Genomic DNA, 17,797 nt, shown 5'->3' with positions numbered 1-17,797 from the left:
TCCACGCGTTTTTCGGCAGGTCACGCCCACCGGGAAGCGTCAAATCTCAAGTGACGCAAGGGGATTGACGTAGAAAGCGCTTGCCGCCTACGGTCCCCCGAATGGGTATGCAGCGAAGATTCGGCTGGGCCTCGCTCGCCGCGGCGACCACCATGGCACTGGCGGCAGGAGTGACCGCGGCTCCCGCCGCCCACTCCGCGGACGATCCCGTGCAGATCGTGGTCGACGGGAACGACGTACGCGCCGACAACGTGAACGGCCTCACCTACAAGGGCCTCGGCCTGCTCAGCTGCAACAGCACGAGCAACCTGCTGATGGACTACAAGGCGGAGCACCCCGAACGCTATTGGCAGCTCGTCCGCGTGCTGTTCGGCGGGAGGAACCCGCTCATCAACCACGTCAAGATCGAGATGGGGTCGGACACGAACACGTCGACCGGCTCCGATCCGGCGACCATGCGCACGGCGGACGAACTCGCCGACGCGTCCCGTTCCCCCGGCTTCCAGCTGGCCGCCGACGCCAAGACGGTGAACCCGAGACTGAAGGTCTCGATCCTGCGCTGGGTCATGCCCCAGTGGGTCCAGACCGAGTGGAACAAGGGCACCGGCACCGACGAGATGTACAAGTGGTACAAGGAGACGATCCTCGACGCGTACCACAAGTACGGGTACATGGTCGACTACGTCGATCCGGACACCAACGAGACCACGAAACCCGACATCTCCTTCGTCAAGTGGTACAAGAACGCCCTGGCGAACGACACCGAATTCGCCGACTCACGCTATGGCCTGACACCTCGTCAGCAGAAGGCGGCCGCCAAGGCCTACCACGCCATCAAGATCGTCGCCTCGGACGAGAACACCACGAAGAACATCGGCCCGGCGATGCTCACGGACACCGAACTCTTCGGCATGGTCGACGCGGTGGGCTACCACTACACCACCGAGGACCGCCTCGACGGCTCCCCCGACAGCGCCACCTACCGTCCGTACACGAAGCTGGCGACCGGTGCCGGCGCCCAGGGCCAGGACAAGGAGGTCTGGTACAGCGAGGGCGTCGGCTCCTTCGGCTGGACGGACTACCGCGTGGCCAACACCGAGGGTCCGGGCGGCGCGAGCACCGGGATCGGCGGCGTCCAGAGCGCCCTCGACCTCGCCAACCGCTCCGTGAAGAGCTACGCCAACTCCAAGCGGACGCACTACATCTTCCAGCCGGCGATCGGGGCCTTCTACGAGGGCGCGCAGTACAGCCACAAGGAGCTGGTCAGCGCCCGCGACCCGTGGTCCGGGAGCATCCACTACGACGCCGCCGTCTACGTGATGCAGCACTTCACCCAGTTCGCGAGAACCGGCTGGGAGAACGACACCAACACGGCCGGCATCTGGCGCACCGTGCCGGAGGCGAGCTACAGCGGGGTGAGCGGCACCGAGAACGTCGACGGCTCGAACGGCGCCCCCAGTTACATGACGCTCGCCGACCCCGAGAAGAAGGACTTCTCGACGATCGCCGTCAACGACAGCGACCGGACGAAGAGTTACCGCATCAAGGCCGCGAACATGGACCTGGGCGCCGACCCCGCCATGGAGGTCTGGGAGACCCGCGCGGCGGACCCGGGGCAGGCCTACGACGCGAACTTCAAGCACCTCGTCGCCGAACTGCGCCCCGACGGCAACGGCTCCTACACCTACACGGTGAAGCCGCGCTCGATCGTCACGTTCACCACCCTCGACCGCAGCCGCGACAAGGCGACGGCACAGCGCCTCCCGAGGTCCGCGGCCCGTACCGTGCTCGACACCGAGGCGACCGGCAAGCGGCACAACACCCGCGACACCGTCCTGTACGCCGACGACTTCGGGTACGAGGAGGAGGGCCGGGTCCAGGTCGGCACGGACAACGGTGCGCGCAAGGCGTCCCGGGCGTACCTCACCTCCCGGGGCAACCAGCCCCGTTACCTGGTCGACCAGACCGGCGCGTGGGAGGTCGGCAAGGACCCGGACGGCGACAACGTCCTGTACCAGTACCTGGACCAGTCCATGAAGGACACCGGCGCCTGGAACCGGAACACCCCCAACACCACGGTGGGCGACTTCCGTTGGGAGAACTACAAGGCCTCCGTCGACGTCTCCTTCCCCGACCCGCAGGGCGGCCTCGCCACCCTGGGCGTACGCCAGCAGAAGGGCATGGCCACGAGCGACGCCGCGTACAGCGTCGGGATCGGACCGGCCGGGAACTGGACCTTCTACCGGTACGGCACGGTCGTGCGCACCGGGACGGTCGCCGCGTCCGAGGGCTACCGGCTCGCCGTGGAGGCCAGGGGCGCGACCGTCACCGCGTACGTCGACGGACAGGCCGTGGTCACCTACCAGGACCCGGCGCCCGCGACCGGGGGCCGGGTCAAGCTCGGCACCGACTTCCACCGGATCGCGTTCGACGACCTGAAGGTCGAGAAGGTCGCCGGCTACACCCCGTACGCCACCGCGCTGATCGACAACATGGACCGTTCGGTGGTCTACGAGGGCACCTGGAGCCGCAACGCCGCCCTGGGCGACGCGATGAACTGGTACCGCACGACGTCGACGAGCGGCACGGCCGGCGCGACCGTCACCGTCCCGTTCCGCGGCACGGGCATCGACGTCATCGGCGGCAACGACGCGAGCGCGGTCCTCGACGTCTCCGTGGACGGCCGGCCGTACGCCGTGGACGCCAGGACCACAGCCACCGACAAACGCCAGGTGACGTACTCGCTGCGCGGCCTGCCCGACGCCCGGCACACGGTGACGCTCACCCTGAGGTCCGGGAAGCTCGTCCTCGACGCCTTCACCACGGTCTCCGAGGACGCGGACGGGCGGACCGGCACGGCTTCTCCGCACGGACCGCGCTCCTGACACCAGCACCACGAAGCCGGCCCCCAGCCTGGAGGACCTCTCCACCGCCCTGAGCGGCAGGTCCTGCCAGGCTGCGGACGTCAACTTCCGGGGCGTCGCCTCCGCTTCTCCCCCGATCCGCTGATCGCGGCCGCCGCTGCGGCCCCCGGCCCGCCGGGTCACCCGCGCGGGGTGAGGTCGCCCGGGCCTGACCGTCGGATCCTTCGAGGACACGGCGATCCGGGTCCGGGCAACGGCCGTGGCGAGGTCGGGAAGGGCGGATGGACGGCCAGCACGCGCAGGGACGGTCCACGACCACCGGGCAGGACTCCCGAGGGGTCACGGCCCTGCTGCGGGCCGTGCCGGGGGTCCGGGCCCTCACGGGCTACCGGCGCGAGTGGCTGGCCAAGGACGTGGTGGCCGGAATCGCCCTCACGACCCTGCTCGTGCCGCAGGGCATGGCGTACGCGGAACTCGCGGGGCTGCCCCCGATCACCGGCCTGTACACCACGATCCTGTGCCTGCTCGGCTACGCGGTGTGCGGCCCGTCCCGGATCCTGGTGCTGGGCCCCGACTCCTCGCTCGGGCCGATGATCGCGGCGACCGTGCTGCCCCTGGTCGCGGCGGACGGCGACCCCCGGCGGGCGGTCGCCCTGGCCTCGATGCTCGCGCTCATGGTGGCCTGCATCATGATCCTCGCCTCCGTGGCACGCCTCGGCTTCATCGCGGACCTCATCTCCAAGCCGACGATGATCGGTTACATGAACGGTCTGGCCCTGACCATCCTGATCGGCCAGCTGCCCAAGCTGCTCGGATTCAAGGTCGACGCGGACAACCTGGTCGGCGAGTGCGCCGGACTGGTGCGCAAGGTGGCCGAGGGAGCAACGGTGCCCGCGGCGGCCGCCGTCGGCGTCTCGGGGCTGGTTCTGGTCCTGCTCCTGGAGCGGCTGCTGCCCAAGGTCCCCGCCGTGCTCGTGATGGTCGCCCTCGCGATCCTGGCGGCCTCGCTCCTCGACCTGGACGAGCACGGCGTCTCTCTGGTCGGACCGCTGCCGGAGGGCTTCCCGCCGTTCACCGTTCCCGACGTAAGGGCCGACGACCTGGTCCCGCTGTTCGCGGGCGCCCTCGGGATCGCCGTGGTGTCGCTGGCCGACACCATCTCCAACTCCTCGGCGTTCGCGGCCCGCACCGGCCAGGAGGTGCGCGGCAACCAGGAGATGGCGGGGGTCGGGGCGGCGAACCTGGCGGCCGGGCTCTTCCAGGGCTTCCCCGTCAGCGCGAGCGGCTCCCGTACGGCGGTCGCCGAGCGCACGGGCGCCAAGAGCCAGCTCACCGGCGTGGTCGGAGCGGGTCTGATCGTGCTCATGCTGGTGCTGGTGCCGGGCCTGTTCCGCAACCTCCCCCAGCCCGCCCTGGCCGCCGTGGTCATCGCGGCGTCCCTGTCGCTCGCCGACGTTCCGGGTGCCGTACGGCTGTGGCGGCAGCGCCGGGCCGAGTTCATGCTGTGCGTCGCCGCGTTCGTCGGTGTCGCCCTGCTCGGAGTGCTGCCCGGCATCGCGATCGCGGTCGGGCTGTCCGTCCTCAACGTCTTCCGGCGGGCGTGGTGGCCGTACGACACCGTGCTGGGAAGGGTGCCGGGCCTGGAGGGGTACCACGACATCCGCTCCTACCCCGGCGCGGACAGACTGCCGGGGCTGGTCATCTACCGGTTCGACGCACCGCTGTTCTTCGCCAACGCCAAGAGTTTCCGGGACGAGGTGCGGCGGCTGGCCGGGACCGATCCGCGGCCGCGCTGGATCGTCGTCGCCGCGGAGCCCATGACCGACGTGGACACCACCGCCGCGGACGTCCTGCACGACCTGGACACGGCGCTCAGCGTCCGGCACGTCCGGCTGGTCTTCGCCGAACTCAAGGACCCGGTGCGGCGGAAGATCGAGCGCTACGGGCTCACCCGCACCATCGATCCCGACCGGTTCTTCCCCACCGTGGAGGCCGCCGTCACCGCCTTCAGCCGCAGCACCGGAGCCGAATGGGAGGTCGGCTCCGACACCCGACCGCTCGACAGGAGGTGAAGCGGATGGGCAGCAACGACAGGAGGGCCGCCGCGGAGGCGGCACGGCTGGCCGTGGGGCTGGTCGATCTCGCCGTGCGGGCCGTCGCCGACACCGCGCGGGACGCGGCACACGCACGGGCCCGGAGCGCCTCCGCCGTGCCGGACGCGGCGCTCGGCCTCGTACTGGAGCTGCGGCGCCGGTCGTCGTGGGTCCTGACGGGTGTCGGTGCCGTCGCCGTACCCGGTACCCGCGCCGCAGTGCGCCTGCTGGTGCCGTCCGGTGCTGCCCATGCCGTCGGCCGGCGGGTCGCGCGCTGGACGGCGCTCGGCGCGGCGGAGCGGCTGCGGGCACGCGACGAGGCGGCGCTGCGCACCCGGGCGCTGGTGCGGGCGGTCGCCGCCGCCGTCCTCGACGAGATCGACATCGACGCGGTGGCCGACCGACTGGACGTCGACCGCGTCGCCGCGCGCATCGACCTGGACGCCGTGCTGGCCCGGGTGGACCTGGACAGCGTCCTCGCCCGCGTCGATCCGGACGCGGTGGTGGCCCGTGTCGACCTGGACGGCGTTCTCGCCCGGGTGGACCTGGACGGGGTTCTCGCCCGTGTCGACCCGGACACCGTCCTCGCCCGCGTCGACCTCGTGGCGTACGCCGAGTCGGTTCTCGACGAGCTCGACCTCGGCCGGGTGGTCAGGGACACCGGAGGAAGCATCACCGCGGAGACGCTGGACTCGTTCCGCGAGCAGAACGCCCGTGCCGACCGGCTCGTGCAGCGGATCACGGACCGGCTGCTCCGTCGAGCCGGTCCGTCCGGAGCGGACGGACACCCGGGCGGACACACGGACGGACACACGGACGGGCGCCCGGACGGTCCGGCCGCACCGGTGGAGTCACCGTGACAGCCCCGTCCCGCACCCGTCGGCCGCCGGAGATCCAAGGGAGTCCCGCGGGGCTCGTGTCGCGCACGGTGGCGGCCGCCATCGACACCTTCGTGGTGCTGGGGATCCTTCTCGCCCTCCAGTCCGGATACGCCGCGGCACGCAGTCTGCTGACCGGACAGCCCTTCGCCTTCCCGGATCCCGGGCCCGGTTTCACCGTGGCCTTCGGCTACACGGTCCTCGTCGTCTACCTCGCCGCCGGCTGGGTCTTCGGCGGCCGCACCGCCGGGGACCAGTTGATGGGCCTGCGGGTGACGGACGGTTCGGGGCGGCGCCTCACGTCGGGCATCGCCCTGCTCCGGGCCGTTCTGTGTGTCGCCCTGCCCGTCGGGCTGCTGTGGATCCCGTTCAGCCGGCACGGGGCGTCGCTTCAGGACGTGTTGACGGGCAGCGCGGTGGTGCACGACTGGTACGGCGGCACGCACGGCCGTCCGGTGGGCTCACCTCCTGCGGGTGAAGCCAGGGGCGGGCGTGGCCGTATGGGATGAGCCGGGGGCGGAGGAAGGGAGAGAAACCATGGCGACACTCGGGCCGGTGCAACTGCTGACCATCGAGTTCGGCCCCGACGCGGCGTTCGAGGGCCGCGTTCTCGAGGAGTTGGGGGTCCTGGAGAGCAAGGGGCAGATCCGGGTCCTGGACTTGCTGTTCCTGCAGAAGGAGATCGACGGCGACACCATTGGTCTCAACTACGAGTCGGAGGGCATGGGTGAGACCGTCGAGTCCCTGCTCGGTCTGACGCCGCGCATCCCGGACGCCACCGGCGACGCACCGGAGTACGGCCCTGGCACGAAGGCGTTCGGGTTCACCCCGAACGACCTCAGGGCGCTGGCGGAGGAACTCCTGCCGGGCACGGCGGCGGCCTTCGTACTGCTGGAGCACCTGTGGGCCAAGCCGCTGCGCGAGGCCATCAGGGAGGCGGGCGGTCTGCCCGTCGCGGAGGGGTTCCTGACACCTGAGGCCCTGGCTCCGGTGGCGGCCGAGCTGCTGGCGACGACACAGACCGTCGACGACCTGACGGCCGCGCAACAGGCCTCCGGCCGTTTGACCGCGAGGACAGGGTGACGACGGGGTGACGTAGACCCGCTTGATCCGTTCGCTCCGGCCGGGAGCACTCCGCTCCCGGCCGGAGAGCCGTGTGCAGCGCACCGGGTGCACCGGGCGCACCGGGCGCACCGGGCCGAGCGCGTCCCACGGTGGGCCGACGCGGTATGGGTGCACAGGGGGCCGCCGAAGAGGACATGGGGGCCGACCTCGAAGACGCACGGCCGGACCGGGACCGTCCGACTCCCGGCCGCGTGTTCGCTTGGCCCTCACGGACGGAGGCCGTCAAAGGTCCGTTCCCAGCCGACCGGACCGCCCGCTCACGTCCGGATCCAGCACGGACGGGTGACGGTCAGACGTGCCGCTTACGGCCGTGATCCGGCTCGGTCGCCGTCGTTCCGCGCCTGTGCGTGAACAGCCCGCCTCGGGCCAGGCGCGCTACCCGCGGCCAGTCGGCCGGTGCTCCGGCGAGGGGCTTGCCGGGGCGGTGGCGGGGGACGTGGACCCGCAGTGCTCCGGGCTCGGTCCGGCACACCACCGGGGTCGGCAGCACGACGTGCTCGCCGTCGATGCCGACCGCGATGTCGGCGGTGTCGGCGTCCACGACGACCTCGTCGGCGCGCAGCCGCAGAAGGGACCCGGAGCGCCCGCCGCGCACCAGGCGAGCCGCCTGGGCGGTGTTCGCCACCCGCACGCCCAGCACTCCGAGCAGTCCCGAGTCCAGCCGTTCCCGGCGCCCTGGACGGCCCGCGTCGACCGCCCGCAGATAGGGGTTGTTGCTGACGAGCAGCGCCTGGAGTCCGCCGACGCTCGTGCCGTCGGCCCGCATCCGCAGACCCGGCGCGTCCTCCCCGGTGAGGAGGCCGGGGAGGGTCCGCAGTGTCGTGTGGAGCTTGGCGTCGCGGTAGGCGGGGTCGGCGACGACGGACGCGTACGTCCCGAACGAGGCGTTGTTGACGAACACGCGGTCGGCGGCGAACCCGAGGTCCACGCGGAGTTCGACGCCGTCGGTGAGGGCCTGGAGCGCCGCTGCCGGGTCGTCGCGGTCGAGGCCGAGATCGAGGGCGAAGTGATTGCGGGTGCCCGCGGGGATCACCGCGAAGGGCACGTCGTGGCGGGCCGCCACCTCGGCCACCAGGGCCTGGGTTCCGTCACCGCCGGCCACCGCCAGCAGATCGGCGCCCTCTGCCACGGCCTGCGTCGCGAGGCCAGCCACGTCCTGGTGTCCGTCGAGCAGCACGACGCGGGCGCCCGCCGCCCGGGCCTTCTCCACCAGGTCGAAGCGCCCCACCTTGCCGCCGCCGGAGCGCGGGTTCATGACGATCCAGGGATCGTGAGGTGCCTCCACCCGCCCGGCGGCGGAGCGCGGGGGTGCCAGGGCGGTGCGTGCGGAGGCGACGGCCAGCATCCACAGGGCCAGGGACAGACAGGCCGGCCCCAGCATCCCCGACGCGCTGTAGAGAGCGAGCACAGTGAGCGGGGCGGTCACCGACAGCACCAGGCCGAGGACGCGCAACGCTCCGGTGTGGGCCAGGGTCCACCACACCCCGACGGCGGCGATCGCCAGTCCGGCGATGCCGACGAGGGCCCACAGCACACTGCGCAGTCCGGCCACGAGGAGCGGCACCAGGATGCTGCACAGCAGGGCGAGGAGGGCGAGGCGTGCCCGGAACGCGCTGCCGGGGTGCGTATCGCTGGCCTGGTGCCGTCCCATCCCCTCGCCCTCCCTCCCGGCGTCCTCCGTACCCACGGACTCCAGATGTGACGGGTCGTCAAATATTGCGCCCAGGACGCTCGAACGGCTCGAAGGAGTCGTCACGCCGGACCACGCACAGGGCCCAGATGATGAACCCCGAGATCGCGATCATCACGATCGACCAGGCCGGGTAGTACGGCAGGGAGAGGAAGTTGGCGATGATGATGAGTCCGGCGATGGCGACGCCTGCCACCCGCGCCCAGGTGGCCGCGCGGAAGAGTCCGAGACTCACCACCACGCCGATCGCTCCCAGCGCGAGGTGGATCCAGCCCCAGCTGGTCAGGTCGAACTCGAAGACGTAGTTCCGCGTCGTGACGAAGACGTCGTCCTCGGCGATGGCCATGATGCCCCGGAAGATGTCGAGCACCCCGGCGAGCATCAGCATGACGGCCGCGAAGACCATCGTGCCGGCGGCCCAGTCCTGCTTGGCGGTGGAGCGTTGCGATGTGGTGTGTGTGGTGGTCATCCTGACCCCTCGTTTCGATCGGCCCGGCGTGCTCAGCGCCGGGAGGTGGCAGCGGCGCCGGAGGAGGTTCCGGAGCCGTGGCCGCTCAGGACCAGTTCCTTCGCCCTGGCGAACTCCTCGTCCGTGATGTCGCCGCTGGCGCGGATCTGCGACAGCTTGGCGAGCTCGTCGGCACTGCTGGTCCTGCCGCCGTCCTTGGCGGTCTCACGGATGTACGAGTCGAAGGCCTGCTGCTGTGCGCGCGCCTGGGCGACCTCGCGACGGCCCATGTTCTTGCCGCGGGCGATGACGTAGACGAACACACCCAGGAAGGGCAGGACGATCGTGAACACCAGCCAGCCGGCCTTGGCCCAACCGCTGAGGCCGTCGTCGCGGAAGATGTCGACGACGACCCGGAAGAGCAGGACGAACCACATGATCCACAGGAAGAACCACAGCATGGACCAGAAGACGCTCAGCAGCGGATAGTCGTACGCGAGGTACGTGGACGCACTCATGTCTCTCTCCTCCGTCCGGGGCCTTCGCCCGGCCGCCTGTCTGTGCCGTCCTCAGCGTGCCCACGGCAAGAAGCCGACGGCTTCACCCGCGCCGGGTGATGGGGGCCCCGGCCGGGGCCACGGGACGGAGGACGAGCACGCGGGACGGACACCTCCGGTACGGCGCGCCGGAGGCGACGCTCTCCCCCACGACCAGGCCCGAGACGGCGACGGGGAAGACGCCGATCAGCCGGGACGGCAACGTGAGGACCGGTCCCAGCGGCCGGACTCACCGAGTCCCCGCGTCGGCGCCTGCGCCGGCCGGCGGCCCTGTGACCGGGCAGGTCCGGCGGATCTCGTCGAGCGTGTCGCCCCGAACGCCCAGCACGGCGCACACGGAGTCGGCCGGAAGGCCCTGCACGACGGCTCACGCGGCCGCGGCCCCCGGTCCGTCTCTGGTGTCCGGTGCAGGTCGGGCGGCGGCGAGCACCGCTGTGACCGCCGACACCGCCAGAACAAGGACCAGGACCAGCGTCACCGCGCCGAGGGTGGGGTGGTTCCACAGGACGAGGGCGAGGGCACCCGCGCCGACGGTGACACCGGTGGTCCACTGCCGGTGGGCGGACAGCCATTGTCCGGTGAGGCCGGTGGTCGTCCCCCTGCGGCGCAGTGCGCTCCCGGCGCCCGAGGCCCCGCGCAGGGCGAGTCCGCGCACCCCGCGGGCGACCCGGCCGGGCCCGTGGAGGTAGGCGGTCAGGGCCGTGAGCAGGCAGACGACGAGAAGGGTGCGGGCGCTCGTCCGCAGGAAGCGCACGAAGGTGTCGAAGATCGCCGCGGCGGCATCGGACGGCAGTGTCGCCGAGGGCACCGAGTCCAGGTAGACGCGCCGCAGCACGACCAGCGCGACGAGCAGCACGACCGTCATCAGACCGACGCCCAGTGCGGTGATCATCACCATCACCCGGTGTGCGGGGGCGACCCACACGGCGAGGGCGCCGAAGGCGAGTGTCAGGACGGGCAGCCAGGTGCCGAGGATGTCCAGCAGCCGCATGCCGTCCTGGGCCTTGCCCAGTTGCTCGGTACGGAACAACGGGACGCTGCGGTCGGTGTCCGGGATGGCTGCCGCCTTGTCGAAGCCGGCGTCGACGAGACGTTGCCGCACCTGGTCCACGACCACACCGATGTCCAGCCGCACCGTGTCCCCCGCAGCCCGCAACGCGCCGTCGCTGTCACCGGTGAGCATGGCCAGCACGGTGGCGTGGGCCCGCCGGTTGGCGCCCTCCCACGCCTGCTGGAAGAGCTCGCTGGTGACCACTCGGCTCACGGTGCGGTGCACGACGGTGCGCACCGCGGAGCGCAGCGGGGCGGTGAGGGACTCGGCCCCCTCGACCACGCGGGGCGGTGCCCCGTTGTCCGCCAGGGTCCTGGTGAGCGCGGCCGTGATCGCCTCCACGTCCACCTGTGCCACCACGCGGTCGGTCAACCGGTCGATCACGACATCCTGTACGGCCGGCTCGGAGGCCAGTGGTGCGACGGTCTGCACATACCGGTCGGTGTCGGAGACCTGGTCGTGGACCCAGGTCGCGACGAGGGCGAGCGGCGCGAGCAGGAGCGTCAGCACCAGCAGGACCGCGGCACCCGCGGTGCGCGCCCGCCGGTGGCGTAACGTCGCCGCGCGGCGCAGCCGCTGGTACTCGGCGTGCTCGTCGGCGGTCACGACGTGGCCGGTGCCCGTGGCGGCGCCGGCACCCGGCGCCCCGGAGTTCGACGCGGGATTCATGGTGTGCCCCCCCAGTGGGTCCGGCCGGCCGGCCCTGGCCTCACGCGTCGGCTGTCTCGTGGCGGTCCGTGATGCCGGACCGGCGCAGCGCGGCCCGCCAGGCGAGGGCGAGCACCAGCTCGAACAGGCCGAGCAGCACGAGCCACAGGCCCAGCAGCCGGGTCAGCGCGCGGGCCGACTCGGCCGGCAGGGCCAGCACCACGATCCCGGCGACGATGCCGATCACCGCGGCGCCCAGCACGAAGGCACGGTGCGGCAGGTCCTCGGCGGTGATCGCCGTGTAGAGGGTGAGGATCCCGGACACGAGCCAGACGACCCCGACGATCAGGGAGAGCGTGGCGATGGTCTGGAGCGGGTTGCGCAGGCACAGCACTCCGGCGACGACGTACAGCACGGCCGTGATCAGCCCGAGGAGCCGCTCGCCGGGCGCGCGCCGGGCGAAGACGGAGACGAACCGGAACGCTCCGGTCACCAGCAGGTACAGCCCGATCAGGACAGCGAGGACGTGCAGGGTCTCGTCCGGCCAGACCAGGACGAGGACGCCCGGTACCAGCGTGGCGATCGCGGAGCCCAGGATCCAGGTCCAGGAACGGCCGAGCCGCTCCAGGGCGTCCGCGCCGCCGGCCGTGGGACCGGGGGCGGCCCCGTCGGGACTGTGCTCCGGTGCGGTGTGTGGTGCCGGGCCCCGCTGCGTGGTCATGGCTTCTCCTCGCCCGGTCGAACGGGTCGTCTCCGCACCGCCCGGGGGCGGTGCGGAGTCCCTCACGCGGCCAGCGTCCCGCGTACCGCCGACGGCCGGGTCACCCGCCGTGGGTGACCCCCCGGCCCGGCGGCGGCACGCACGAAGCGGGACGGGACGGGGGCTCCCACGAGCACCCGTGCGCAGATGGCACACCCCGGCTCGGCGGGCGGGAACGCCGGCCGCTCACCAGCGCCGACCGCTCACTCCGGCATCCGCGAGCAACGCGCGTCGGACCACCCACCACGGCATCCGCGAGCAACGGCCGTCGAACCACCCACCACGGCATCCGCGAGCAACGGCCGTCGAACCACCCACCACGGCATCCGCGAGCAAGGCACGCCCTTCACTCCGGCATCCGGCGCATCTCCACCACGTGCAGGCCCAGCGACTGGCACCGGGCCAGCAGGCCGAACAGGTGCGCCTCGTCGATGACGGATCCGAACAGGACGGTCTGTCCGGACATGACCACGCGTTCCAGCTCGGGAAAGGCTTCGGCCAGTGTGTCCGACATGTGTCCGTCGACTCGGATCTCGTAGCGCATGGGCTGTACTCCCGCGGGCGGCCGGCAAGGCGGTCGGATGCCCTGTCCTGCGATGGTCCGCTCGGACGACGCCCCCCGGCCTCACCCCGCGCAGGTGATCCGGCGTCCGGCACTCCGTCAGTGCTTCAGGAAGACCTTGAAGGAGATGATCAGCAGGCCGATCAGCAGATTGACCGAGGCGGTGGCGGCGACCAGCCGCCAGGAGGCACCGGCTCGGCGGGCCGCGGCCACCGACCACCCCACCTGCCCGGCCACCGCCACGGAGAGCGCCAGCCAGGAGGTGCCCTGCACATCCAGCCCCAGCAGCGGACTGACCGCCACCGCCACGGCCGGCGGCACGGCGGCCTTGACGATCGGCCACTCCTCCCGGCAGGCGTGGAACACGACACGGCGGTCGAGGCGCTCGCGCGCCAGCCGCGCCCCGAACAACTGGGCGTGCACATGCGCGATCCAGAACGCCACCCCGGTGAGCAGCAACAGCAGCATCAGCTCCAGGCGCGGGAACGAGCCGAGAGCGCCGGCACCGATCACCACGGAGGCCGCGAGCATGGATCCGTAGACGCCGCCGGTGTAGTCGGCGCGGGCCCGGTCCGCGGTGCCGGGCCCGCGCACCGTCGTCGGGTCGGTCGTGGACATCGATCCTCCCTGTGGGTCAGCGCGTCGATCCGGCCGAGGGGGCCGGTGCGGCGGTCCCCGATCCCTCCTTGCGACTCTTGCGGCCGCCCTTGCCGCCCTCCCGGCCTGCCGGGAGGTTCGGTGTGACGAGGAAGCTGGCCAGCGTGACGCCCCCGGTGGCGAGGATCGCCGCCTTGAGACCGTCGAGCTGCGCGGAGGCGTAGGAGTCGGTGACGGCCTCGACCTCGGAGGGCGGCAGTCCGGCGTTCACCGCCGCCGTACGCACCTGGTCGGTGGTGACGAAGGAGATTCCGGACTCGAGGGCGACACCGGTCTGGGTGCGGGCCTCCTCGGAGATCCGCGGATCGTCCTCGACCTGTGCGGTGAAGGCGTGCGCCAGCGCACCGAGGAGGATCGATCCGATGAGCGCCGTGCCCAGCGCGGAGCCCAGGTTCTGCGCCGTGAACTGCAGCCCGCCGACCTCACTGCGTTCCTCCTCCCCGACGCTGGACTGGACGACGTTGCCCAGCTGCGAGGCGAGCAGGCCGGTTCCCACGCCCACCAGGGCCATGGCTCCGGCGAACTGCGCGTCGTCGATGACCGGGTCGATGGTGGCGAGGAGCCACACGACGGCGACGGCCAGGGTGGCAAGGGCCAGGCGGACCATGCGGCGGGGTCCGACGGCCCGTCCCAGCGAGGAGGCGAGCATGGAGGCCGCGAGCATGGTGACGGACACCGGCAGCAGACGAAGTCCGGTCTGGAACGCGTCGAAGCCCTGCACCACCTGCAGGTAGAGCGGGATGACGAAGAACAGTCCCAGCAGGATGAGGTTCTGGCTCAGCAGCGTCATCAGACCCGAGCGCAGCGCCGGCCGGCCCAGCAGCGGAAGGTGGACGAGGGGGTCGGCGCCCTGTTCGGCCCGCCGCCGCTCCCAGTGGACGAAGAGGGCGAGGACGGCCACTCCGGCCCCGACGACGAACAGGGTCGGGGAGAATCCGAGGACGGTGAAGGGCGGGTTGCGCGGCGAGATCCATCCCCAGGTGCTGCTCTGGAGCACACCGAGGACGCCCAGCGCCAGGCCGGTGGCCGACAGCGCCGCGCCGACCCCGTCGAGCCGGGGGTGGGGCCCGGTCCGGGCCGGCTCGGAGATCATCCGGTGACAGCACAGCACGGCCAGGACGACGACGACCTCGCCGGCGAAGACCAGCCGCCAGGTGAGGTAGGTGGTCACCCAGCCGCCGAGCAGGGGTCCCACGGCGATCCCCGCCCCTGCGAGGCCACCGATGACGCCGTAGGCGACGGCCCGGTCCGGTCCGCGGTAGGACTCCGCGACGAGGGCCGCCATGGCCGGCAGCACCATGGCGGCGCCGAGCCCCTCGACGACCGACCAGCCGAGGGCGAGGACCCACACGGTGGGGGCCAGCGCGGTCACGGCCGATCCCGTGGCGTACACCATCAGCCCGAGGAAGAAGAGGCGCCGACGGCCCAGGATGTCGCCCAGCCTGCCACCGATGATCATGAACGCGGCCATGACCAGCGCGTACAGCGTGATGACGGCCTGGATGGTGGTGACCTCGGTGTCGAAGTCCTCGACCAGCTGGCTGATCGACACGTTCATGACCGAGGTGTCCAGGACCATCAGGAACTGAGCCGTGCCCAGGACGATCAGAGCGCGCCATCGTCTCACGGTGACCACCTCGCCAGGTCGGTTCGCGGCGGCGATGGAGGCGGCCGCTTCTCCCATGGCAGCGGAAGGGAGTGCCGGGTGCCTCACCCGTCGCGGGCGACCTGCCGTGCCCTCACATCAGGCCCAGGTCCCGTGCGCGGCGCACCGCCTCGCTGCGGCGGTTGACGGCCAGCTTCCGGTACAGGCTCTTGAGGTGGGTCTTCACCGTGTTCACCGACAGGTACAGGTCCGCGGCGATCTCCTGGGTCGACATCATCCGGGCGAGCCGTTGCAGGACGTCGCGCTCGCGCTCGCTCAGCTCCTGCACGACGATCGGCGCGGGGGGTGGGCCGGCGGCCGGTCGGCCGGCCCCGGGGTCGGGCAGGAGCCATCCGGCGGCCAGCGCCCGCAGGGGCGGCGCGGCCAGGAACGGCTTGATCCATCGTCCGGCCTCGAGGAAGGGTCGCCGCAGCCGTTCCCGCCGGGCGCCGAGAAGGGCCTGCTCGACGAACCTGCGGGCGGTTTCGGCGTCCCCCGCCGCGTGGGCGGCCCGGGCTCTCACCAGGGCAGCCCGTACGGTCACCGCGGGCCCTGGCCGGCTCTCTGCGGGCACGCTGTCCAGGAGGTCGAGCGCGGTGCCCGTCCTGCCCGCCGCGAGCTGGATGCGTGCGGCCTCCACCAGCCACGCCGGCCGGTCGTCGGGCAGGTGCCCGAGGAGATCGGCAGCCGTCTCGTACCGCCCCTCGGCGAGATGGACGGCGGAGGCGACCACCCGCTCCAGGCTGTCCGCCCACGGTGAGGCGACGGCGGTGGTGAGGGCCGGGGTCGCCGACTCCATGGCCGCTCGCGCGTTGCCCCGTGCCAGCTGGAGCCGGGCCGTGGCGATGGCCCGCCCGGCGGCCTTCACCGGGTCCTGGGTCTCGAAGGCGAGCTCGTCGGCCTCGTCGAGCAGGGCCTGGGCCCGGTCCAGTTCGTTGCGGTCGACGGCGACGGCGGCCAGGACCAGCCGCTCGATACCGGATCCGGACGGTTGCGGGAGGCTGAACCGCTCTGTCTCGGACACCGCCGCCAGGGCCTTGTGCTCGGCCCTGCCGGGCCATCCGTTCAGGTAGTCGATCAACGCCAGGTGGCCCATCGACTCCTCTCGGGGCAGCACCGTCAGGGCCCCGCCGGGGCAGTCGGCAGCCTCGGTCAGAGCGGCCCGCGCGTCCTCGTAGCGTCCGGCCCACAGACGTGTGGAGCCCAGATGCGTCAGCAGAAGGGCCGGCAGTTCGGGGTGCTTGTCCAGGAGGTGCGCGGAGACCTCCGTCCGCACCTCCTCGGCGGTCTCCGCCGCCTGTTCGGCCCGTGCGGGCGAACCGGTCAGTCTGGCGGCCACCGCCTCGAGGAGCGCGCAGCTCAGCTGGGCCGCCGCCGGATCACCCTCCTCGCCGGCCAGGCCCGCCTCGGCGTGGTGGAGATGGGCCATGCCCCGGTCGAGGTCGCTCTGCGCGAGGTCGCGGGCCGCCCGGACGAGCTCGGTCGCGGGGCCCGTGGCCTCGGGGCCCATGCGGGAGAACAGCTCGTTCAGGTCGTCGGACCGCAGACCGGTGAAGAACTGTCCGATCGCCAGGTCGTCGACGAGAGCACCGGCGGTGAAGTCCCAGTCGGCGGCGGCGGCCCCGTGGGCGAGTGCCTCCGGGAGGGTGCCGCGGCGCTGCAGCCACTGGGCCGCCGACCGGTGCAGGTCGGGTTCGAGGCCGGGGTTGCGCACCCGCAGGTGGGTCTGGAGTATCTCCCCGAACAGCGGGTGCAGGCGGTACCAGCCCTGTCCCAGCTGCTCGACGAAGGCATTGTCGCGGTGCAGCTCGGCCAGGATGCGTTCGGTGTCGGTGCGGTGGGTCAGACCGTTGACCAGATCGGGGCAGAACCGGTCGAGGACGCTGACGCGCAGCAGGAGGTCCTGCGTCTCCCGCGGCTGGCGTCTGAGGACCTCGGCCAGCAGGAAGTCGGCGACCGCGCTGTGGTCCGCCTCGAACTCCTTGAGGTAGGTCTCCGGGTCCGGGCTCTCCTGTGCGGCCAGGGCACACAGCCGCAGACCGGCGGCCCAGCCGCGGGTGCGCTCCACCAGGGCGCGCACGGCGCCGGCGGGCAGGCTGAGTCCGTGCAGCTCCAGGAGGGCCGCCGCCTCCTCGGGTGTGAGGGCGAGCTCGGCGTCACGGATCTCCGTCAGGGCTCCGGCCGCCCGGTAGCGGTGCAGGGAGAAGACCGGCTCGTTGCGGGTGACGAGGACCAGCCGGAGTCCGGAGCCGGCGTGCTGGAGCACGAATTCCAGCTGCTCGGCCACCTCGGACCCGCTCACCCGGTCGAACTCGTCGAGCACGACCAGCAGGGCCGGGTCGCGCCCGACCAGGTCCTCGGCGATCTCCGAGAGCACCTTGTGGCCCACCCGGTTCGGGTCCGCCGGGCAGTGAACCTGTTCCGACAGCGGAGTGCCGGAGGCTCTGAGGGCCTGGAGGAAGTACGCCCAGAACATGCCGGGCTTCTGTTCCCCGGTCTCGACGGTGAGCCAGGTGACCTGCCGGTCCAGGCCCGCGGTCCAGTCGGCGACCAGCAGGGTCTTCCCGGCGCCGGCCGAACCGTTGACCATGGTCAGCGGTGTCCGCAGAGCCTGGTCGAGATGCCGGGTCAGGCGTGGGCGGGCAAGGAACGTGGCCGGCCTCGACGGCACGGCGAATCGCGTACTCAAGTACGGGTCCCCGAGTGGATCGGCACGGCTTCCGGGCGGAACCGCGCTGTTCCTGTCACCTGTAGCCACGGTGCTCACCACCACGCGTTGTCAGGTCATGGCCAGCGCTCCCCTTCGCTCAGCGTCTCAT

At 72.0% G+C, this 17,797-nt stretch carries 14 protein-coding genes; 5 read left to right on the top strand and 9 right to left on the bottom strand.

Translation table 11 applies throughout. The features are described 5' to 3' along the window. The first annotated feature begins 101 nt into the window (after positions 1–101). The 5 genes from IOD14_RS15525 (at position 102) to IOD14_RS15505 (ending at position 6,918) form a co-directional block, all read left to right on the top strand. Positions 102–2,885, top strand: a complete 2,784-nt coding sequence (locus IOD14_RS15525) for a GH59 galactosidase (RefSeq protein WP_249125920.1) — start codon at positions 102–104, stop codon at positions 2,883–2,885. A gap of 260 nt (positions 2,886–3,145) precedes the next feature. Further along, on the top strand, positions 3,146–4,936 hold the full coding sequence (gene sulP, locus IOD14_RS15520) for a sulfate permease (protein WP_249125919.1): 1,791 nt from the start codon (positions 3,146–3,148) through the stop codon (positions 4,934–4,936). A gap of 5 nt (positions 4,937–4,941) precedes the next feature. After that, the gene (locus tag IOD14_RS15515) at positions 4,942–5,817 is read left to right on the top strand and encodes a hypothetical protein (RefSeq protein WP_212670531.1); all 876 of its coding nucleotides are present in this window, start codon (positions 4,942–4,944) and stop codon (positions 5,815–5,817) included. Beyond that, complete coding sequence (locus IOD14_RS15510) at positions 5,814–6,344, top strand: RDD family protein (protein ID WP_249125918.1); 531 nt, start codon at positions 5,814–5,816, stop codon at positions 6,342–6,344. Before IOD14_RS15515 ends, IOD14_RS15510 begins: the two co-directional genes overlap by 4 nt. A 28-nt stretch (positions 6,345–6,372) precedes the next feature. Next, a complete protein-coding gene (locus IOD14_RS15505; RefSeq protein WP_123993891.1) occupies positions 6,373–6,918 on the top strand; it encodes a DUF1269 domain-containing protein in 546 nt (181 codons plus the stop codon). A gap of 331 nt (positions 6,919–7,249) precedes the next feature. Here the strand turns inward: IOD14_RS15505 and IOD14_RS15500 are convergent, their stop codons facing one another. The 9 genes from IOD14_RS15500 to IOD14_RS15460 all read right to left on the bottom strand — a co-directional run bounded on the left by IOD14_RS15500 (position 7,250) and on the right by IOD14_RS15460 (position 17,751). After that, on the bottom strand, positions 7,250–8,611 hold the full coding sequence (locus tag IOD14_RS15500; RefSeq protein ID WP_212670530.1) for a diacylglycerol kinase family protein: 1,362 nt from the start codon (positions 8,609–8,611) through the stop codon (positions 7,250–7,252). A gap of 58 nt (positions 8,612–8,669) precedes the next feature. Continuing rightward, complete coding sequence (locus IOD14_RS15495) at positions 8,670–9,119, bottom strand: hypothetical protein (protein WP_123993893.1); 450 nt, start codon at positions 9,117–9,119, stop codon at positions 8,670–8,672. A gap of 32 nt (positions 9,120–9,151) precedes the next feature. Further along, the gene (locus IOD14_RS15490; protein WP_123993894.1) at positions 9,152–9,616 is read right to left on the bottom strand and encodes an SHOCT domain-containing protein; all 465 of its coding nucleotides are present in this window, start codon (positions 9,614–9,616) and stop codon (positions 9,152–9,154) included. A gap of 406 nt (positions 9,617–10,022) precedes the next feature. Then, a complete protein-coding gene (locus IOD14_RS15485) occupies positions 10,023–11,375 on the bottom strand; it encodes a hypothetical protein (RefSeq protein ID WP_212670529.1) in 1,353 nt (450 codons plus the stop codon). 40 nt (positions 11,376–11,415) lie between these two features. Further along, complete coding sequence (locus IOD14_RS15480; protein ID WP_123993896.1) at positions 11,416–12,075, bottom strand: HdeD family acid-resistance protein; 660 nt, start codon at positions 12,073–12,075, stop codon at positions 11,416–11,418. A gap of 385 nt (positions 12,076–12,460) precedes the next feature. Next, positions 12,461–12,658 carry a hypothetical protein gene (locus IOD14_RS15475; protein ID WP_030315424.1) on the bottom strand — a complete coding sequence of 66 codons (198 nt, stop codon included), beginning with the start codon at positions 12,656–12,658 and terminating at the stop codon, positions 12,461–12,463. A 117-nt stretch (positions 12,659–12,775) separates the two neighbouring features. After that, the gene (locus IOD14_RS15470) at positions 12,776–13,294 is read right to left on the bottom strand and encodes a hypothetical protein (protein WP_123993897.1); all 519 of its coding nucleotides are present in this window, start codon (positions 13,292–13,294) and stop codon (positions 12,776–12,778) included. Positions 13,295–13,310: 16 nt separating this feature from the next. Continuing rightward, positions 13,311–14,960, bottom strand: coding sequence for an MFS transporter (locus IOD14_RS15465; RefSeq protein WP_212670528.1), 1,650 nt, complete (start codon positions 14,958–14,960; stop codon positions 13,311–13,313). A 112-nt stretch (positions 14,961–15,072) separates the two neighbouring features. Next, on the bottom strand, positions 15,073–17,751 hold the full coding sequence (locus IOD14_RS15460; RefSeq protein WP_212670527.1) for a LuxR C-terminal-related transcriptional regulator: 2,679 nt from the start codon (positions 17,749–17,751) through the stop codon (positions 15,073–15,075). Positions 17,752–17,797: the final 46 nt, after the last annotated feature.

It is taken from the genome of Streptomyces sp. A2-16 (assembly GCF_018128905.1).
Lineage (GTDB): Bacteria > Actinomycetota > Actinomycetes > Streptomycetales > Streptomycetaceae > Streptomyces.
The sequence above is the reverse complement of the archived record's forward strand: the minus strand, read 5'-3'. Positions and strand labels throughout refer to the sequence as shown.

Bases quoted from the DNA above. Each gene is read 5' to 3' on its own strand.
- IOD14_RS15525 (WP_249125920.1), top strand. From the start codon at position 102: ATGGGTATGCAGCGAAGATTCGGCTGGGCCTCGCTCGCCGCGGCGACC.
- sulP (WP_249125919.1), top strand. From the start codon at position 3,146: ATGGACGGCCAGCACGCGCAGGGACGGTCCACGACCACCGGGCAGGAC.
- IOD14_RS15515 (WP_212670531.1), top strand. From the start codon at position 4,942: ATGGGCAGCAACGACAGGAGGGCCGCCGCGGAGGCGGCACGGCTGGCC.
- IOD14_RS15505 (WP_123993891.1), top strand. From the start codon at position 6,373: ATGGCGACACTCGGGCCGGTGCAACTGCTGACCATCGAGTTCGGCCCC.
- IOD14_RS15500 (WP_212670530.1), bottom strand. From the start codon at position 8,611: ATGGGACGGCACCAGGCCAGCGATACGCACCCCGGCAGCGCGTTCCGG.
- IOD14_RS15495 (WP_123993893.1), bottom strand. From the start codon at position 9,119: ATGACCACCACACACACCACATCGCAACGCTCCACCGCCAAGCAGGAC.
- IOD14_RS15490 (WP_123993894.1), bottom strand. From the start codon at position 9,616: ATGAGTGCGTCCACGTACCTCGCGTACGACTATCCGCTGCTGAGCGTC.
- IOD14_RS15485 (WP_212670529.1), bottom strand. From the start codon at position 11,375: ATGAATCCCGCGTCGAACTCCGGGGCGCCGGGTGCCGGCGCCGCCACG.
- IOD14_RS15480 (WP_123993896.1), bottom strand. From the start codon at position 12,075: ATGACCACGCAGCGGGGCCCGGCACCACACACCGCACCGGAGCACAGT.
- IOD14_RS15475 (WP_030315424.1), bottom strand. From the start codon at position 12,658: ATGCGCTACGAGATCCGAGTCGACGGACACATGTCGGACACACTGGCC.
- IOD14_RS15470 (WP_123993897.1), bottom strand. From the start codon at position 13,294: ATGTCCACGACCGACCCGACGACGGTGCGCGGGCCCGGCACCGCGGAC.